General features: G+C 74.3%; 13 protein-coding genes and 2 riboswitches. Of the genes, 5 read left to right on the top strand and 8 right to left on the bottom strand.

The annotated features are described in order from the left end of the window. Nucleotides 1-56 precede the first annotated feature (56 nt). On the bottom strand, nt 57-2,924 hold the full coding sequence (gcvP, locus tag GQ466_RS24285) for an aminomethyl-transferring glycine dehydrogenase (protein WP_161105339.1): 2,868 nt from the start codon (nt 2,922-2,924) through the stop codon (nt 57-59). A gap of 141 nt (nt 2,925-3,065) precedes the next feature. Continuing rightward, nucleotides 3,066-3,162: riboswitch (glycine riboswitch) on the bottom strand. A gap of 139 nt (nt 3,163-3,301) precedes the next feature. On the opposite strand from gcvP, the gene GQ466_RS24280 reads away from it, so the two are divergent. Then, entirely contained in the window at nt 3,302-5,755 is a 2,454-nt protein-coding gene (locus tag GQ466_RS24280; RefSeq protein ID WP_337193609.1) for a lysylphosphatidylglycerol synthase transmembrane domain-containing protein, read from the top strand. Nucleotides 5,756-5,762: 7 nt separating this feature from the next. On the opposite strand, the gene GQ466_RS24275 is transcribed toward GQ466_RS24280, so the two are convergent. The 6 genes from GQ466_RS24275 to GQ466_RS24250 all read right to left on the bottom strand — a co-directional run bounded on the left by GQ466_RS24275 (nt 5,763) and on the right by GQ466_RS24250 (nt 12,266). Next, nucleotides 5,763-6,359 (bottom strand): MerR family transcriptional regulator, encoded by a 597-nt coding sequence (locus GQ466_RS24275; protein ID WP_161105338.1) that lies wholly within the window; start codon nt 6,357-6,359, stop codon nt 5,763-5,765. A 366-nt stretch (nt 6,360-6,725) separates the two neighbouring features. Then, nucleotides 6,726-7,196: a bifunctional nuclease family protein gene (locus GQ466_RS24270; RefSeq protein WP_103566169.1), complete on the bottom strand. Its 471-nt coding sequence runs from the start codon at nt 7,194-7,196 to the stop codon at nt 6,726-6,728. 139 nt (nt 7,197-7,335) lie between these two features. Continuing rightward, nucleotides 7,336-8,091 carry a transcriptional regulator FtsR gene (ftsR, locus tag GQ466_RS24265; protein ID WP_161105337.1) on the bottom strand — a complete coding sequence of 252 codons (756 nt, stop codon included), beginning with the start codon at nt 8,089-8,091 and terminating at the stop codon, nt 7,336-7,338. Nucleotides 8,092-8,120: 29 nt separating this feature from the next. Next, nucleotides 8,121-8,675, bottom strand: a complete 555-nt coding sequence (locus GQ466_RS24260; protein WP_103566164.1) for an FHA domain-containing protein — start codon at nt 8,673-8,675, stop codon at nt 8,121-8,123. Between the two features lie 421 nt (nt 8,676-9,096). Beyond that, nucleotides 9,097-11,589 carry a mannose-1-phosphate guanyltransferase gene (locus GQ466_RS24255; protein ID WP_161105336.1) on the bottom strand — a complete coding sequence of 831 codons (2,493 nt, stop codon included), beginning with the start codon at nt 11,587-11,589 and terminating at the stop codon, nt 9,097-9,099. Then, complete coding sequence (locus GQ466_RS24250; RefSeq protein ID WP_161105335.1) at nt 11,586-12,266, bottom strand: cardiolipin synthase ClsA; 681 nt, start codon at nt 12,264-12,266, stop codon at nt 11,586-11,588. Before GQ466_RS24250 ends, GQ466_RS24255 begins: the two co-directional genes overlap by 4 nt. Before the next feature lie 154 nt (nt 12,267-12,420). Here GQ466_RS24250 and GQ466_RS24245 point away from each other — a divergent pair, with 154 nt between their 5' ends. Both GQ466_RS24245 and thiC read left to right on the top strand, forming a co-directional pair. Next, a complete protein-coding gene (locus GQ466_RS24245; RefSeq protein WP_161105500.1) occupies nt 12,421-13,410 on the top strand; it encodes an adenosine deaminase in 990 nt (329 codons plus the stop codon). Nucleotides 13,411-13,469: 59 nt separating this feature from the next. Then, nucleotides 13,470-13,583, top strand: a riboswitch (TPP riboswitch). Continuing rightward, on the top strand, nt 13,576-15,318 hold the full coding sequence (gene thiC / locus GQ466_RS24240) for a phosphomethylpyrimidine synthase ThiC (protein ID WP_161105334.1): 1,743 nt from the start codon (nt 13,576-13,578) through the stop codon (nt 15,316-15,318). Its footprint overlaps the riboswitch before it by 8 nt. A 39-nt stretch (nt 15,319-15,357) precedes the next feature. Here thiC and GQ466_RS24235 read toward each other — a convergent pair whose 3' ends face one another. Then, the gene (locus GQ466_RS24235; protein WP_161105333.1) at nt 15,358-15,849 is read right to left on the bottom strand and encodes an anthrone oxygenase family protein; all 492 of its coding nucleotides are present in this window, start codon (nt 15,847-15,849) and stop codon (nt 15,358-15,360) included. 149 nt (nt 15,850-15,998) lie between these two features. Here GQ466_RS24235 and GQ466_RS24230 point away from each other — a divergent pair, with 149 nt between their 5' ends. Both GQ466_RS24230 and GQ466_RS24225 read left to right on the top strand, forming a co-directional pair. Beyond that, the gene (locus tag GQ466_RS24230) at nt 15,999-17,015 is read left to right on the top strand and encodes an AraC family transcriptional regulator (RefSeq protein WP_161105332.1); all 1,017 of its coding nucleotides are present in this window, start codon (nt 15,999-16,001) and stop codon (nt 17,013-17,015) included. Between the two features lie 181 nt (nt 17,016-17,196). Continuing rightward, nucleotides 17,197-17,454, top strand: coding sequence for an EF-hand domain-containing protein (locus GQ466_RS24225; protein ID WP_161105331.1), 258 nt, complete (start codon nt 17,197-17,199; stop codon nt 17,452-17,454). Nucleotides 17,455-17,471 lie beyond the last annotated feature (17 nt).

Genomic DNA, 17,471 nt, shown 5'->3' with positions numbered 1-17,471 from the left:
ACCCGCGACGCGCGGCCGGAAGGGGCGCGGCGGGCCGGCCGCCGCGCCCCCGCAGGTCAGTCCTCGAACGCCTCCGGCGGCGGGCAGGAGCAGACGAGGTTGCGGTCGCCGTACGCCTGGTCGATGCGGCGGACGGGCGGCCAGTACTTGTCCTGGCGCAGCGAAGGCAGCGGGTAGGCGGCCTCCTCGCGCGTGTAGGGGTGCTTCCAGTCGTCGGTCAGCAGCGACGCGGCCGTGTGCGGGGCGTTGCGCAGCGGGTTGTCCTCGGCGTCCCACTCGCCGGAGTCGACGCGCTCGATCTCCCGCCGGATCGCGACCATGGCGTCCACGAACCGGTCGAGTTCGGCGAGGTCCTCGCTCTCGGTCGGCTCGATCATCAGGGTGCCGGCGACGGGGAACGACAGCGTCGGGGCGTGGAAGCCGTAGTCGATCAGGCGCTTGGCGACGTCCTCGGCGGTGATGCCGGTCCGCTTGGTGATCTTGCGGAGGTCGGCGATGCACTCGTGCGCGACGAGGCCGCCGCGTCCGGTGTAGAGGATCGGGTAGTGCGGGGCGAGCCGGGCGGCGAGGTAGTTGGCGGCGATGACCGCGCCCTCGGTGGCGGCGCGCAGGCCGTCGGGTCCCATCATCGCGATGTAGGCCCAGGAGATCGGCAGGATGCCCGCCGAGCCCCAGGGCGCCGCCGAGATCGTGCCGGTTCCGGGGAGTTCCGGGCGCAGCGGGTGCGTCGGCAGGAACGGGACGAGGTGCTCGCGGACCCCGACCGGCCCGACGCCCGGACCGCCGCCGCCGTGCGGGATGCAGAACGTCTTGTGCAGGTTGAGGTGGGACACGTCCGAGCCGAACTCGCCGGGACGCGCGAGGCCGACCAGCGCGTTGAGGTTCGCGCCGTCCACGTAGACCTGGCCGCCCGCCGCGTGGACGGCCGCGCACACGTCGGTGATCGTCTCCTCGAACACGCCGTGCGTGGACGGGTACGTCACCATGATCGCCGCCACGGACGGTCCGTGCTTCGCGAGCTTGGCGTGCAGGTCGTCCAGGTCGATGTTGCCGCCGTCGTCGCAGGCCACGACGACGACGCGCATCCCGGCCATCACGGCGCTCGCCGCGTTCGTCCCGTGCGCCGACGACGGTATCAGGCACACGTCGCGGTGCTCGTCGCCGCGCGACCGGTGGTAGCCGCGGATCGCCAGCAGCCCGGCCAGCTCGCCCTGCGACCCGGCGTTCGGCTGGACCGACACCTTCGCGTACCCGGTGATCTCGGCGAGCGCGGTCTCCAGCTCGCCGATCAGCTCCAGGTACCCGGCGGCCTGGTCGAGCGGGGCGAACGGGTGCAGGTCCGCGAACTCGGGCCAGGTGACGGGCTCCATCTCGGCCGTGGCGTTCAGCTTCATCGTGCAGGAGCCGAGCGGGATCATCGAGCGGTCCAGCGCGACGTCCCGGTCCTGGAGGCGGCGCAGGTACCGCAGCATCGCCGTCTCGGAGCGGTGCTCGTGGAAGACCGGGTGCGTCAGGTACGGGGACTCGCGGCGCAGCGCGTCGGGGAACGCCTCGGCGGGCTCGGCGGGCACGTCCGCGGCCACGCCGAACGCGGCCAGGACGGCGGTCAGGTGCTCGGGCAGCGTCCGCTCGTCGCACGCGATCGCGACGTGGTCGGCGTCCACCGGCCGCAGGTTGACGCCGCGCTCGCGGGCGGCCTCGACCACGGCGCCCGCGCGACCGGGCACCCGGGCGAGGACGGTGTCGAAGAACGCCCCGTGGACGACCTCCACCCCGCCGTCGCGCAGCGCGGCGGCGAGCCCGGCGGCGTGCCCGTGGACGCGCTGGGCGATCGCCGCGAGCCCGTCCGGCCCGTGGTAGACCGCGTACATGCTCGCCATGACGGCCAGCAGGACCTGGGCGGTGCAGATGTTGCTGGTGGCCTTCTCCCGGCGGATGTGCTGCTCGCGGGTCTGGAGCGCGAGCCGGTAAGCAGGCGCGCCGTCGACGTCCACCGACAGCCCGACCAGCCGGCCCGGCAGCTGCCGCTGCAGCCCCTCGCGGACGGCCAGGTAGCCCGCGTGCGGCCCGCCGAACCCGAACGGAACGCCGAACCGCTGCGCCGAGCCGACCACGATGTCCGCGCCCGCCTCGCCCGGCGACCGCAGCAGCGTCAGCGCGAGCAGGTCGGCGGCGACGACGGCCTGCGCGCCGCGCTCGTGCGCCGCCTCGATCACCGGCGCCAGGTCCCGGACGGCCCCGGACGCCCCCGGGTACTGCAGCAGCACGCCGAAGAACTCGCCGTCGGGCAGCCCGCCGGACAGGTCCGCGACGACCAGGTCGATGCCGAGCGGCACGGCCCGCGTCCGGACGACCTCGATCGTCTGCGGCAGCGCGTCGGCGTCCACGAGGAACGCGCCCGGCTCCTTGCGGCGGGTCGCGCGGTGCGCCAGCGTCATGGCCTCGGCGGCGGCGGTGCCCTCGTCCAGCATCGAGGCGTTCGCGACCGGCAGCCCGGTGAGGTCGCTCACGGCCGTCTGAAAGTTCAGCAGCGCCTCCAGCCGGCCCTGCGAGATCTCCGGCTGGTAGGGCGTGTACGCGGTGTACCAGCCGGGGTTCTCCAGGACGTTCCGCAGGATCACGCCCGGCGTGATCGTCCCGTGGTAGCCGAGCCCGATCATCGAGGTCAGCACGGTGTTGCGGGACGCGATCTCGCGCAGCCGCGCCAGCGCCGCCGGCTCGCTCAGCGCGGGCGGCAGGTCCAGCGGGCGGTCGGTGCGGATCGCGGCGGGGACGGCCGCGTCGACCAGCGCCTCGGCGGTGGAGTACCCGACGGCCGCGAGCATGCGGTCTCGGTCGGACGCGTCCGGGCCGATGTGGCGGTCGGCGAAGACCGTCCGGGGCCGGCGGGGCGTGGCCACCGGGGAAAGGTGTCGAGCCGTCATGTGGGAGAGCCTCCTGGGCTGCAGCGGTCGGTGCTCCGGCCTTCTCCCCCTCTGTCATGGCACCTGAGAGCTTCCCCCGCGCGGCGGGGTTTCCCCTTCGGTGTGGCTCCGCGCACGGCGGAGCCCGCTTTCCAGAGGCGCCTCGTCCGCGCGGTCCTTTTGCCTGAGAGGTTCCGGGGAGGGTTGCCCCTTCGGCGTCCCGGCGCTGGCGGCCCGGGATCTCTCCCGCGCGGGGTCGACGGCTGTCCGCGATCGACTCTATCCAACGGCCCGGCGCGTTCCGCACTCCGGCCCGTCCGGGCGGTGCGGGAACCGGTGCGCGACCCGGCCAGTACGATAACCACAGCTCAACGGCCGACGGAGACGAGGGGTGCTGGGTGGAGCGTGTGCGCCGGCCGGACCGGCCGTCCAGCCCGACGGCGCCCGAACCCGTCCCCGCGGCTCCCCCGGCCCCGCTCCGGGTGGACGAGCCGAGACTCCCCGAGCGCATCCGCCGGCCCGCCGACGCCATCCGCTTCGCGACGTCGCTGATCGGCCTCGCCGGGGTCATGCTGCTCGTGTCGATCGCGCAGCAGACCGCGCACGGCATCGAGACCGACATCGCCGCCGGGACCGCGCACGCGCCGCGCCTGCTGCTGACGTTGGCGACGCTGTGCTCCAGCTTCGGCGTGCTGGCCGTCCCGGTCGCGTTCGCGGTGGAGCGGGTGCTGCGGCGCGACGGCGTCCGCGTCGCCATCGCGCTGCTCGCCGCCGTGATCACGCTCGGCGTGACGATCGCGCTGGACGACTTCGTCGCGCCCGCCGCGCCCGGCGGGGTGCTGGACTCGCTGATCTGGGGCGGCGCGGGGTCCCAGCCCGTCCACACCGACATCGCGCCGGTGATCGCGTTCGTCAGCGCGGTCGGGATGGCGGGCCGGGGCCGCTGGCAGATCGCGACCTGGGCGATGATCGGGCTGGCCGCGCTCACCGGGCTCACCGCGTCGTACGCGTCGGTGGCGGCGCTGGCCGCGACCTACTTCCTCGGCCGCGCGATCGGTTACGGCACGCTCTACGCCGTCGGGGCGCCGAACCCCCGGCCGTCCGGCGCGACGGTCGTCGCGGCGCTCGCCCGGATCGGGCTGCGGCCCGCGCGCGCCCGCCGCATCTCCGCCGACGACGAGGATCCGCGCCGGTACGGCGTCGCGCTCGCCGACGACCCGGACCGGGACGGCTGGCGCCTCGACGTCCACGTCCTGGACCGCGACGCCCAGAGCGCGGGGATGCTGCGCCGCGTGTGGCGGCTCGTCCGGTTCCGCGACACCGTCCCGCGCCGCGCCGTGCGGTCCCTGCGCCGGTCGCTGGAGCAGGAGTCGCTGATGGCGTACGCGGTCCACGCGTCCGGCGCCCGCACGCAGCGGCTGCTCGGCGCGTGCGAGGTCGGCACCGAGGCGGCGCTGCTGGCCTACGAGCACGTCCCGGCCCGCAGCCTGCGCGACCTGCCCGACGCCGACGTCACCGACGCGCTCCTGGACGACGCCTGGCGCCAGTTCGCCAAACTCCAGGCCGCGCGGCTCGCGCACCGGCGGCTGGAGGACGACGCGCTGCTCGTCGACGAGGCCGGACGCGTCTGGCTGGGTCATCTGGACTCCGGCGAGACCGCCGCCGGCGACCTCGCGCTCCGCCTCGACCTCGCCCAGCTCCTCGCGACGCTCGCGCTGCGCGCCGGGCCCGAGCGCGCCGTCGCGACCGCCGCCGCCGTGCTCGGCGAGGCCCCGCTCGCCGCCGCCGTCCCCCTGCTGCAGGGTGTGGCGCTGTCGCGCGGCACCCGCGCCGCCCTGCGCCGCGAACGCGACGTCCTCGCCCGGATCCGCGAGCAGATCCTGCGGCTGGAGCCGGAGAGCGAGGCGCCGCCCGTCCGGCTGGAACGCTTCCGGCCCCGGACGATCGTGACGATCGTCACCGCGAGCATCGCCGCCTACATCGTCATCCCGCAGGTCAGCAGCATCAACCTGATGCACCTGGTGTCCACCGCGCAGTGGGGGTGGGTGCTCGTCGGGCTCGCCGCGTCCGCCGCGACGTACCTGGCGTCGGCGCTGCTGCTGCTCGGGTTCGTGCCCGAGCGGCTGCCGCTCGGCCGGACGGTGATCGTCCAGGTCGCGGCCTCGTTCGTGAAGCTCGTGGCGCCGTCGGCGGTCAGCGCGGTGGCGGTCAACACCCGCTACCTGCAACGTTCCGGGGTGCGTCCGGGCGCGGCCGTGACGAGCGTCGGCGCGTCCCAGCTCACGGCCGTGATCAGCCACGTCCTGCTGCTGGTGGTGTTCGGGTTCGTCACCGGGTCGGCGGGCAACGCCACCCGCGACCTCGCGCCGTCCCGGCTGATCGTCGTCGTGCTGCTCGCGGTCGCGGCGGTCGCGGCGGCGGCGCTGACGATCCCGCGCGTGCGGCGCCTGGTCACCGCGCGGCTGCGGGCCATGTTCTCCGGCGTCGTGCCGCGGATGGTGGACGTCCTGCAGTCCCCCCGCAAGCTCAGCACGGGCCTCGGCGGGACGCTGCTCATGACCGTCACGTTCGTCGCCTGCCTGGACGCCTCGGTCCGCGCGTTCGGGGACTCGCTGCCGTGGACGACGATGGTCGTGGTGTACCTCACCGCCAACGCCCTCGGCAACGCCGCGCCCACGCCGGGCGGGCTGGGGGCGGTCGAGGGGGCGCTGACGCTGGCGCTGACGATCTCCGGGCTGAGCGCGGAGACCGCGACGTCGGGGGTGCTGCTGTTCCGGCTGCTCACGCTGTGGCTGCCGGTGCTGCCCGGCTGGGCCGCGTTCGCCTACCTCCAGCGCAAGGAGGCGATCTGACGGGCGCTCAGCCGGTCTTGCGGGCGCGGCGGCGGTGGGCCAGCTCGTCCTGCGGGAGTTCGCCGTCCTCGACGGCGGCCTGCTCGGCGGGCAGTTCGGCGAGGCTGCCCTCGACCTCCTGCCAGACCCGGCCGAGCGCGATCCCGAACACGCCCTGCCCGCCCTGCAGCAGGTCCACGACCTCGTCGGCCGAGGTGCACTCGTACACGCTGACGCCGTCGCTCATGAGCGTGATCTGCGCCAGGTCGTGGACGCCCCGGTCGCGCAGATGGGTGACCGCCGTCCGGATCTGCTGCAGGGACACGCCCGTGTCCAGGAGCCGCTTGACGACCTTGAGGACCAGCACGTCCCGGAACCCGTACAGCCGCTGGCTGCCCGAGCCGTGCGCGGACCGGACGCTCGGCGTCACCAGCCCCGTGCGCGCCCAGTAGTCGAGCTGCCGGTAGGTGATGCCCGCCGCCGCGCACGCCGTGGGGCCGCGGTAGCCGACGTCGCCGGGCGGTGCCGACACCTGCGCGTCGAAGAGCAGGCCCTGCTCACCGGCGTGCTCGGACGCCCTGCGCCTGTCGGGGGTCGCCTTGCCCTCGCCGCTGCTCACCGCCACGCGGACCTCCGGCTTCTATCAGCCCGCGGCGCTCCGTCAAGGGGGTTCAACGGATGCCACGGGTGTTCCACCAGCACGGTAGGTGCCGGTCAGAGTGTGGTCAACGTTCGCCGTCGGCGCGTCGCATGCCCGGATGAACCGCCTCCACGTGGGCAAACCGGCGCACCTACGGCCGCATCGAATCCCTACCCGTTTCCCAGGAGGACGACCCCCGGAAAGCCCGGCGTACCCGCCGGAACCGCCCAGGTGAAGATCATCGTTGACCCTCCGCCGACGTCCCGCTCACCGGAGCCGTAAGAAGACCGTCCCCCGGAAGACGTCCGGACGTCCTCGGGACGACTCTCTCATGGCGAGCGGCCCGCGTCCTCAACCGGCGCGGCCGAAATCCTCCGGCGAGATCGTGTCGAGGAACTCGCGGAACTTCTCGACCTCGTCCTCCTGCTCGTCGGGGATCGCGACGCCGACCTCCTCCAGCACGTCCTCGCTGGCGAAGATCGTGGCGCCGGTGCGCAGCGCCAGCGCGATCGAGTCCGACGGACGGGCGCTGACCTCCACGCCGTTGGAGAACACGAGGTCGGCGAAGAAGACGCCCTCGCGCAGCGCCGTGATGTTCACCGTCCGGAGCTGGACCCCGAGCGCCTCCACGACGTCGCGGAACAGGTCGTGGGTGAGCGGGCGCGCGGGCAGCACGCCCTGCTGGGCGAAGGCGATCGCGGTGGCCTCGACGGCGCCGATCCAGATCGGCAGGTAGCGTTCCCCGCCCGTCTCCTTCAACAGGACGATCGGCTGATTGGAGGGCATCTCGACCCGCACGCCGACGACCTCCATCTGCTTCACGGCGGCTCCCTGCGGACTCGGCGGACATCCGGACGACCCTGCGCGGGACCGGCCGTGACCGGTCCCTCATGCCAACGTACACCCCGTGTCCGAGATGCCGTCTCTTCGGCAAGGGCGAATCGGGCGAAGGGGACGGGCGTCAGGGTTCCAGCGTCTCGCGGAGCCCCGCCCACACCAGCGCGGTGTGGAGCCGGACGGCGAGATCGGCGAGCGACCGCGCGGTCTCGGCGGCCTCCTCGTGCGCGCCGGGATGGCGCCGCCGCAGCAGCGGCGCGACCGCCTGCTCGATCAGCCCGACCTGCCGGTCGGCGGCGGCCTTGAGCGCCCGCAGGTGCCGCACTTCGAGCCCGTGCTCGCACAGCGCCGCGACGGCGCGCGCGACGGTCAGCGCCTCGGCGTCGTAGGGGCTGCCCGCACCGCCGGCGCGGCGGACGAGCCCGTACTCCTCCATCGCGTCGAGCAGGTCGGCGGGGATGCCCGCGCCGTCCAGGAGCTGGCGGCGCGACAGCCGGACGGGCGCGTCGGGCGGCTCGGGCGCGGGCGCCTGCCCGGCCGGCGCCGCGGCCGACGGGGCGGCCACGAGCGTCCGGGGCCGGCGCCGGTCGCCCGGCGCCGCCGGGGCCGGGACGGCCTCGCCCCGGTCGCGCGCCCGCAGCCGCTCCCGGATGACCCGCAGCGGCAGGTACTGGTCGCGTTGGGCGGTGAGGATGAACCGCAGCCGGTCCACGTCGCCGGGGCCGAACTTGCGGTACCCCGACGGGCTGCGGCGCGGCTCGATGAGCCCCTCGGCCTCCAGGAAGCGGATCTTGGAGACCGTGATGTCGGGGAAGTCGGGCCGCAGCAGTCCGAGGACGTCGCCGATCGTCATCGGCGCCCTGGACGCCTCCGCGCTCATGGACCTCCCCTCATCGGCGCCGCCCGTCGTCAGCCGTGCTGGGCGTTGCTCAGGAAGACCAGCCGGAACTTGCCGATCTGCACCTCGTCGCCGCCCGCGAGCCCGGCCTGGTCGATGCGCTGCCGGTTGACGTAGGTGCCGTTCAGGCTGCCCACGTCGCGCACGGCGAACGAGCCGCCCTGGCGGGTGAACTCGGCGTGCCGCCGGGAGACGGTGACGTCGTCGAGGAAGATGTCGCTGCCGGGGTGGCGCCCGGCGGAGGTGCGGTCCTTGTCGAGCAGGAAGCGGCTGCCCGCGTTCGGGCCGCGCTTCACCACGAGCAGCGCGGTGCCCGGCGGCAGCGCCTCGACGGCGAACTGGTCGGCGCCGGCCGGTTCGGCCTCGGCCTGCTCGGTGGCGGCCTCCAGCGCCTCGAAGCCGCCGATCGAGATGGTCGAGGTCGACTCGCCGGGCGACTCGCGCGGCGGAGGCGGGGGCGGCAGCGGAGGCTGTCCGGCACGGGCCAGCGGAGTGCCGCAATTCGAGCAGAAACGGGCATCATCCGGGTTGGCGTGACCGCACTGCGTGCAGTAGACGCTCGGCATAGATCGGCTCGGCCTCCTACCATCGGCGCGCCGCGCGCCGCCCCCGAGGGGACCGCCCGCGCCGCGCGCATCCTTCTACCAACCCACGCCGGGGACCCGCCCCCGATCACGGTCCGGCTCCCCGCCCGTTCACTCGACGGTTGCCGCAACTTACGCGGGTAGTGCCCGAGGGGTCAACCGGACGGGAGCGCCGACCGTCCAACGCTACCGTCCGCGATGATCGCGGTCCACGCCGCCGCGCGGACCGGACCCGCCGCCGCGCCCGCGCCGGCCGGGCGGCCGGGTCGTTCCCGCACGTCGCGGCCTCGCCGTTCGTCCCTCGTCCCCCGACCGTATCGCGCCCGCGCCCCGGTTCGCGCGCCGGACGATCACCGGGGTGACGGCGGTCACGGTCCGGAACCGGCCGGGCGCCTCCCGAGCGCTACACGGCCCCCTCCACGACGGCGGCCCAGGTGTCGACGAGCTCGCGGGCGGCGTCGTCGTCGGGCGCCTCGGCCCACAGGTGGGTGACGGGCTCGGCCGGGTCGGGCAGGACGAGCGTCCACCGGTCGCCGTCGACCACGCGGACGCCGTCGGTGGTGTCGATCACCGCGTCGCCCGCCGCCTCCACGACGCGCCGCATGACGCTCCCCTTGGCCGCCCACGGCGTCGGCACCGACCGGCGCAGCAGGTGGGCGGCGGGGATGGCGCCCTCGATGCGCGACAGCGGCCGGCCGGCGCGCGCGACCAGGCCGACGAGGCGCAGGAACGCGGCGAGGCCGTCCACCGACGAGCCGAACTCGGGGACGGCGAACCCGCCGCGCCCGTCCCCGGCGAAGATCACGTCCGGGGCCGCGGCGGCGCGGGTGAGGTCGGGCTGGGCGGTGGTGGTCCAGATCACCTCGACGCCGTGCCGGGCGCAGACCTCGGCGGCGACGCGGGTGGTGGTGACGGGCAGCGCGACCCGGCCGCCGCGCCGTTCGGCGGCGACGAGGTCGAGCAGGACGAGCAGCGCCCGGTCGTCGGGGATGACGGCGCCGTTCTCGTCCACCAGCGAGATGCGCTCGCCGACGGTGTCGAACCGGACGCCGAACGCCGCCCGCGACGACGCGACCAGCTCGCCGAGCCGGGCCAGCCCTGCGGCGCGCTGCCCGGCGGTCTCGGTGGGCGTGACCTCGTCCAGGGCGTTGCCGCGCGTGAGGAACTCCACGCCGACGCGGCCGAGCAGGCTCGGCAGGACGAGCGACGCCGTCCCGCCCGCGCAGTCCAAGATGATCTTCAGCTCCGCCTCGCGGACGCCGGACATGTCGATGCGTTCGAGCAGGTCGCGGGTGTACGCCTCGGCGGAGCGCGGGGGGTAGGTCAGCTCGGCGATCTCGCCGGGGAACGCCCGCCGGTACTCCTGGCGGCCGAAGACGCGCTCCAGCTTGCGCTGGGCGGCCTGGGACAGGTCGGCGCCGGACGGGTCGAAGAACATGATGTCGACGCTCTGGGAGTCGCCGGGGGTCGTGCGGATGTAGACGCCGCCCGCGCACTCCTCGCGCGCCGCGCGGAACCGGGCGGCGGGCAGCGTGCACGCCTCCAGGTCCTGGACGTTGACCGTCCCTGCGGTGAGCGCGCTGATCACGGCGCGCTTGAGGGTGCGGGCGGCGCGGGAGGCGTCCCGTCCGGTGACGACGGTCGAGCCCTTGCGCAGCGTCGTGGCGTAGGCGCCGGCCAGCCGGACGGCCAGTTCCGGCGTGATGTCGACGTTGACGAGCCCGGACACGCCGCGCGGCCCGAACAGCGTCCGCCGCCCGCGCGACTCCCAGATGACGCTGGTGTTGACGACGGCGCCGGCCTCGATCGTCTTGAACGGGTAGATCTTGACGCCGCCGTGCACGACGGCCTCGGGCTCGATCGTGCACTCGTCCCCGATGATCGCGCCCTCGCCGACGCGGGCGCCCGCCATCAGGTCGGTGCGCTTGCCGACCGCGCAGCCGCGCAGGTCCGCGAACGGCCCGACGAAGACGTTGTCGCCGAGGACGGCGCGGTGGAGCTGCGCGCCCTCGCGGACGACGACGTTGTTGCCGAGCACGGTGAACTTGCGCAGTTCGGCGCCCTTCTCCACCTGGACGTAGTCGCCGATGAACAGGGGGCCGCGCAGTACCGCGCCGGGGTCGATCTCGGCGCCCTCCCCGATCCAGACGCCCGGGGACGTCTCGAACCCGTCGATGCGGGCGTCGACCAGCCCGGACAGCAGGTCGGCCTGGGCCTTGAGGTAGCTCTCGTGGGTGCCGACGTCCTCCCAGTAGCAGTCGGCGACGTACCCGAACAGCGGCGCGCCCTCGGCGAGCAGGCGGGGGAAGACGTCGCCGGACCAGTCGACGGACCGTCCGGTCTCGACGTGGTCGAGGACCTCGGGCTCCATGACGTAGATGCCGGTGTTGACCGTGTCGGAGAACACCTGCCCCCAGGTGGGCTTCTCCAGGAACCGCTGGATGCGCCCCTGCTCGTCGGCGATGACGATGCCGAACTCCAGCGGGTTCGGGACGCGCTTGAGGCCGATCGTGACGAGCGCGCCGTTCTCCCGGTGGAAGCGGACCATGTCGGTGAGGTCGAGATCGGTGAGCGCGTCCCCGGAGATGACGACGAACCGGTCGTCGCGCAGCGCGGCCTCGGCGTTCTTGACGCTGCCGGCGGTGCCGAGCGGGACCTCCTCGGTCGCGTAGCTGAGCGTCATGCCGAGTTCGGAGCCGTCGCCGAAGTAGTCGCGGATCAGGGAGGCGAGGAACTGGACGGTCACGACGGTCTCGTCGAAGCCGTGCCGCTTCAGCAGCCGGAGCACGTGCTCCATGATCGGGCGGTTGAGGAGGGGCAGCAGGGGCTTGGGCTGGTTGGCGGTCATGGGACGCAGCCGCGTCCCCTCTCCGCCCGCCATCACGACGGCCTTCATCGGGGGTTCGGGGCTCCCTTCGGGTCGCCGCCGGGCGCGGTGCCCGGCTCGGGTGGGGAGCCGGCGCGGGCGTCGCGCACGAGGCGCCGCGTCTGCTCCCAGTACAGCAGGGCCGCCCACCAGTACAGCCCGGTCCCCCAGCCGGCGAACGCCCAGCCCGCGACCTTCGCGGCGGTCGCGGCGGCGCCGTCGTGGTCGCCGAGCAGCAGCAGCGGGAAGGCGTACAGCAGGCACATCGTGCCCGCCTTCCCGACGAAGTGGACGGGCAGCGCGCCCTGGTAGCCGAGCCGCCGCAGGATCGGCGCGATCGGGACGATCGCGGCCTCGCGCGCGACGAGCACGACCACCAGCCACAGCGGGACGACGTCGCGGACGGTGAGCCCGACGAGCGTCGCGAGGATGTAGAAGCGGTCGGCGGCCGGGTCGAGCAGCGTCCCGAGCTTGCTGGTCTGGTTCAGCGCCCGCGCGAGGCGGCCGTCGAGCCAGTCCGACAGGCCCGCGAACACGAGGACGCCGAGCGCCCAGCCGTCGTGTTCGGCCAGCACGAGCCACAGGAACAGCGGGACGCCGAGCAGCCGGGCGAAGCTCAGCAGGTTCGGGACGGTCAGGACCCTGTTCTGCGCCGGGGGCCGCTCCTCGCGCGCCGCGCCGTCGTTGCCGCCGTCGTCCGTCCCCACCAGGCCGCGCTCCGATCCGTCCCCTGTCCCCGTCGAGCCCGACCCTACCGGGCGGTTCGGCGGGCGTCCCAGGGGCGTCGCGGCCCTAGCATGACCTGGACCGATACATCGCCGTCGCGCCGCTCCGGAGGCCGCCGTGACCGTCCCCGTCCCCGTGCCCGTCCCGAAGGCCGAACTGCACCTGCACATCGAGGGAACGCTGGAGCCCGAGGCGGCGCTCGCCCTCGCGGCGCGCAACGGCGTGGACCTGCCGTTCGCGTCGGCGGAGGAGATCCGCGCCGCGTACTCGTTCACCGATCTGGGGTCGTTCCTGGACCTCTACTACGCGCTGATGGCGGTGCTGCGCACGGAACGGGACTTCACCGAACTGGCCGACGCGTACCTGGCGCGGGCGGCGGCGCAGGGCGTCCGGCACGCGGAGATCTTCGTCGACCCGCAGGCGCACCTGACGCGCGGTGTGGCGTTGGACACGGTGCTGGACGGCCTCGGCGCGGCGCTCGCGGCGGCGCCCGAGCGGCACGGGATCACGACGCAGCTGATCATCTGCTTCCTGCGGGACCGGCCGGGCGCCGAGGCGCTGGAGGTGTTCGAGGCGGCGCGGCCGTGGTTCGGGACGCTCGTCACGGGCGTCGGGCTGGACTCCACGGAGGTCGGCTGCCCGGCCGCGCCGTTCGCCGAGGTGTTCGGGCGGGCGCGGGACGCGGGGCTGCGCCGCGTCGCGCACGCGGGCGAGGAGGGGCCGCCGCCCTACGTCTGGGAGGTCCTGGACGTGCTCGGCGCCGAGCGCGTCGACCACGGCATCCGGTCGCTGGAGGACCCGGAGCTGGTGGCGCGGCTGGCGCGCGACCGGGTGCCGCTGACGGTGTGCCCGCTGTCGAACGTCCGGCTGCGCACCGTCCCGGACCTGGCGGCGCACCCGCTGCCCCGGATGCTGGACGCGGGCCTGCTCGTCACGGTCAACTCCGACGACCCGTCCTACTTCGGCGGATACGTGGAGGACAACTTCGCGGCCGTGCGCGCCGAACTCGGCCTGGACGACGAGACGTTGCGCCTGCTCGCGGCCAACTCGTTCCACGCAGCGTTCCTGCCCGAGGACGAGCGCGCGGCGCACCTGCGGGCGGTCGCCGCGCACCGGTTCGGCTGACGCCCATAACCCGGACGGGCCGGTTGCGGCAACCGGGGGCGGCGCGGTTACGGTCGTGGGCGACAGATCGCGGGGGCCCGGCGAACCGGGCTGAGATAGCGGCTGAGACGGCCGCTGACCGCTCGAACCTGACCGGGTAATGCCGGCGTAGGGAGAGATCGGGTCGTGACGAACGACAACCAGTCAAACACGTCCACCAAGCAGCCCGCCCGCAAGACGTATCTGCAGGGGTCCCGCCCGGACCTGCGGGTGCCGATGCGGGAGGTGCCGTTGAGCGACGGCGGCGCGGTGGTGCTGTACGACACGTCCGGGCCGTACACCGATCCGTCGTTCGAGGCGGATCCGCGGCGGGGGCTCCCGCCGCTGCGGGCGGCGTGGATCGAGGAGCGCGGGGACACCGAGGAGTACCCGGGCCGGACCGTCCGGCCGGAGGACGACGGGCGCCGTCCCGGACGCGGCGCGGAAACGACGTCGTTCCCCGCGCGGCGTCCGCGCCGGGCGGCGGGCGGGGCGGTCACGCAGCGCGCGTACGCCCGGCGCGGGATCGTGACGCCGGAGATGGAGTACGTCGCGCTGCGCGAGGGCGTCGAGCCGGAGTTCGTCCGGGCGGAACTGGCCGCCGGGCGCGCGGTGCTGCCCGCCAACGTCAACCATCCGGAGATCGAGCCGATGATCATCGGCCGGAACTTCCTGGTGAAGGTGAACGCCAACATCGGGACGTCGGCGGTGGCGTCGTCGGTCGAGGACGAGGTCGCCAAGATGACGTGGGCGACGCGGTGGGGCGCCGACACCGTCATGGACCTGTCCACCGGGAAGGACATCCACACGACGCGGGAGTGGATCCTGCGCAACTCGCCCGTCCCGATCGGGACCGTCCCGCTGTACCAGGCGCTGGAGAAGGCGGGCGGCGACCCTGCGGCGCTGACCTGGGAGCTGTTCCGGGACACGGTCGTCGAGCAGGCCGAGCAGGGCGTGGACTACATGACGGTCCACGCGGCGGTGCTGCTCGCGCACGTCCCGCTGACGGCGCGCCGGACGACCGGGATCGTCTCGCGCGGCGGGTCGATCATGGCGGCGTGGTGCCTGGCGCACCACGAGGAGAACTTCCTCTACACGCACTTCCGCGAGCTGTGCGAGATCTTCGCGGCGTACGACGTCACGTGGTCGCTCGGGGACGGGCTGCGCCCGGGGTCGATCGCCGACGCCAACGACGAGGCGCAGTTCGCCGAGCTGCGGACGCAGGGCGAGCTGACGGCGATCGCGGCCGAGTACGACACGCAGGTGATGAACGAGGGCCCGGGGCACGTCCCGATGAACAAGATCAAGGAGAACGTCGACCTGCAGCGGGAGTGGTGCGCGGACGCGCCGTTCTACACGCTCGGCCCGCTGACCACCGACATCGCGCCGGGCTACGACCACATCACCTCGGCGATCGGCGCCGCGATGATCGGCTGGTACGGCACCGCGATGCTCTGCTACGTCACGCCGAAGGAGCACCTCGGGCTGCCCGACCGCGACGACGTCAAGGCGGGCGTGATCGCCTACAAGATCGCCGCGCACGCCGCCGACGTCGCCAAGGGCCATCCGGGCGCGCAGGCGTGGGACGACGCGCTGTCGCGGGCGCGGTTCGACTTCCGCTGGGAGGACCAGTTCGACCTGTCGCTGGACCCCGACACCGCGCGGGCCTTCCACGACGCGACGCTGCCCGCCCCGGCGGCGAAGTCCGCGCACTTCTGCTCGATGTGCGGGCCGCACTTCTGCTCCATGAAGATCACCCGGGACGTGCGGCGGTTCGCCGACGAGCGCGGGCTCGACCCCGAGGCGGCGCTCGCCGAGGGGATGAAGGAGAAGGCGGCCGAGTTCCGGTCGGCGGGCGGGCGGCTGCACCTGCCCGTCGCCGAGGCGTAGCCGGGCCGGGGGCCGGCGTGTCCGGCCCCCGGTGCCCGGTCAGCGGTTCCAGGCCCAGAACGCGGCGGCGGCCAGCGCGGTCGCCGCGCCGCCGAGCAGGGCGCGGACGTGGTTCCAGGCCGTCCAGCGGCCGGAGTAGCGGTCCCATTCGCGGGCGGCGTCGGCGACCGGGGCGTGCAGCCGGGCCAGCGCGTCGTTCATCGGCACGTTGACGGCGACCGTCGGGACGAAGACCCCGAGCACGTAGACGACCGCCGACGCGAAGAACAGCAGCGCGGCCGTCTTCCGGTCCATCGACCACAGGACGGCGCCCGCCGCCGCGGCGGCGACCGGCGCCAGCATGAACGCGGCGAGGAACAGCGGGTTCTGGATGCGCTGGTTGATCCCCTGCATCGCCGTGATCGCCGCCGCGCCCGGGGACGCGTTCAGGCCGGGCATGACGCCGACGGAGAAGCCGAAGAACGTCCCCGCCATCGCGGCGGACATGAGCAGCGCCAGGGCGCCGGGGAGCGCGGCGAGTGCCGTGCGCATGGCGGTCCCCCTCCCCCGGCCGTCGGGCCGGAACGTCGGACGGGCCGGGACGCCCGCCGTGTTCCTCCAGTCCACCGCCCGGACGCGGAAAGTCCCATCGCCGGGACGCGCGTGGGCATACGCGAGCGTCCACGGCTACCGTGACGTCCATGGACGCGACGGGCACCGTGGACAAGCCGGGCACCGTGGACCCGGGCACCGTTGAGGAACTGGGCACCGACGCGCTCGCCGACCTCCTCGACGGCCCGCGCGCCCGGGGCGCGTTCCTGCTGCGGGCGACGTTCACGCCGCCGTGGTCGGTGCTGATCCGCGACCGCGCGCCGCTCACGCTGATGGCGTTGACGCGCGGCGAGGCGTGGCTGACCGGCGCGGACGGCGCGCCGCTGCGGCTGCGGCCCGGCGACGTCGCGATCGCGCGCGGCCCCGACCCCTACACCGTCGGCGGCGACCCGGCGACGCCCGTCCAGGCGGTCGTCCATCCGGGGCAGCGCTGCGCGACGCCGGACGGGGAGCCGCTCACCGAGCGGATGACGTTCGGGTTCCGCGCGTGGGGCAACGACCCGGACGGCTCGACCGTCCTGCTCATCGGCACCTACGGGCTGCGCGGCGCGGTCACCGGGCGGCTGCTCGCGGCGCTGCCCCCGCTGCTCGTCCTGCCCGCCGACGCCGGGGGCGCGGCGGCGGCGCCGCTCGCCGCGCTGCTGGACGCCGAGATCCGCCGGGACGAGCCGGGCCAGGACGTCGTCCTCGACCGGCTGCTGGACGTCGTCCTCATCGCGGTGCTGCGCGCCTGGTTCGCGCGGCCCGGCGCCGCGCCGCCCGGCTGGTACCGGGCGCACGGGGACCCGGTGGTCGGCCCGGCGCTGCGGCTGCTGCACGCCGACCCGTCCCGGCTCTGGACGGTCGCGGAGCTGGCGGCGCGGGCCGGGGCGTCGCGCGCCGCGTTCGCCCGCCGGTTCGCCGGGCTCGTCGGCGAGCCGCCGATGGCGTACCTGACGGGGCTGCGGCTCGCGCAGGCGGCGGACCTGCTGCGCGAGAGCGACGCGACGCTGGAGGCGGTGGCGCGGCGTGTGGGCTACGGGACGCCGTTCGCGCTCAGCACCGCGTTCAAACGCGCGCACGGCGTCAGCCCGCAGGAGTACCGGACGGGTTCCGCGCCCGATTAACGGCGGCGGAATTGGGGCTTTATCTCCGCGACCCGCTCCGGTTTCGTACGCGTCACGCAATTCTCACCGGCCGGAATGGGCGCATCGGGAACCGGCGCGGCGAGTTCGGCGTTTCGCTTCATGAGTTCCCGATCGTCATGACATGATGCGGGGCACATTCGGACCCACGCCAAGGAGCGATATGACCACCAAGCCGACCGAGGACGACCTTCTCGCCGTGTTCTCGCGCGCGGACCTCGGCGGTGACGAAAAGCTCGATCTGATGGAGTTCTCCCTGGTCCTGGACCTGCTGGGACTGTCCTGGAACAAGGCCCAGGTGCAGCACCGGTTCGAGCTGGCCGACTTCGACCGTGACGGATTCATCTCCTTTGCAGAGTTCGGCGAACTGCTGCGCACGCAGGGCTGGACGACGCAGGGCACGGCCGCCGCGCACGGCTGACCACCGCCGCCGGGCCG

Source organism: Actinomadura rayongensis, assembly GCF_009831215.1.
Taxonomy (GTDB): Bacteria; Actinomycetota; Actinomycetes; order Streptosporangiales; family Streptosporangiaceae; genus Spirillospora; species Spirillospora rayongensis.
Note: the sequence above shows the minus strand (reverse complement) of the source record. Positions and strands in the feature narration are given on the sequence as shown.

Excerpts from the sequence above, each read along its gene's own strand:
- gcvP (WP_161105339.1), bottom strand. The coding sequence starts at position 2,924 with ATGACGGCTCGACACCTTTCCCCGGTGGCCACGCCCCGCCGGCCCCGG.
- ftsR (WP_161105337.1), bottom strand. The coding sequence starts at position 8,091 with ATGAGCGCGGAGGCGTCCAGGGCGCCGATGACGATCGGCGACGTCCTC.
- GQ466_RS24260 (WP_103566164.1), bottom strand. The coding sequence starts at position 8,675 with ATGCCGAGCGTCTACTGCACGCAGTGCGGTCACGCCAACCCGGATGAT.
- GQ466_RS24255 (WP_161105336.1), bottom strand. The coding sequence starts at position 11,589 with ATGAAGGCCGTCGTGATGGCGGGCGGAGAGGGGACGCGGCTGCGTCCC.
- GQ466_RS24235 (WP_161105333.1), bottom strand. The coding sequence starts at position 15,849 with ATGCGCACGGCACTCGCCGCGCTCCCCGGCGCCCTGGCGCTGCTCATG.
- GQ466_RS24230 (WP_161105332.1), top strand. The coding sequence starts at position 15,999 with ATGGACGCGACGGGCACCGTGGACAAGCCGGGCACCGTGGACCCGGGC.
- GQ466_RS24225 (WP_161105331.1), top strand. The coding sequence starts at position 17,197 with ATGACCACCAAGCCGACCGAGGACGACCTTCTCGCCGTGTTCTCGCGC.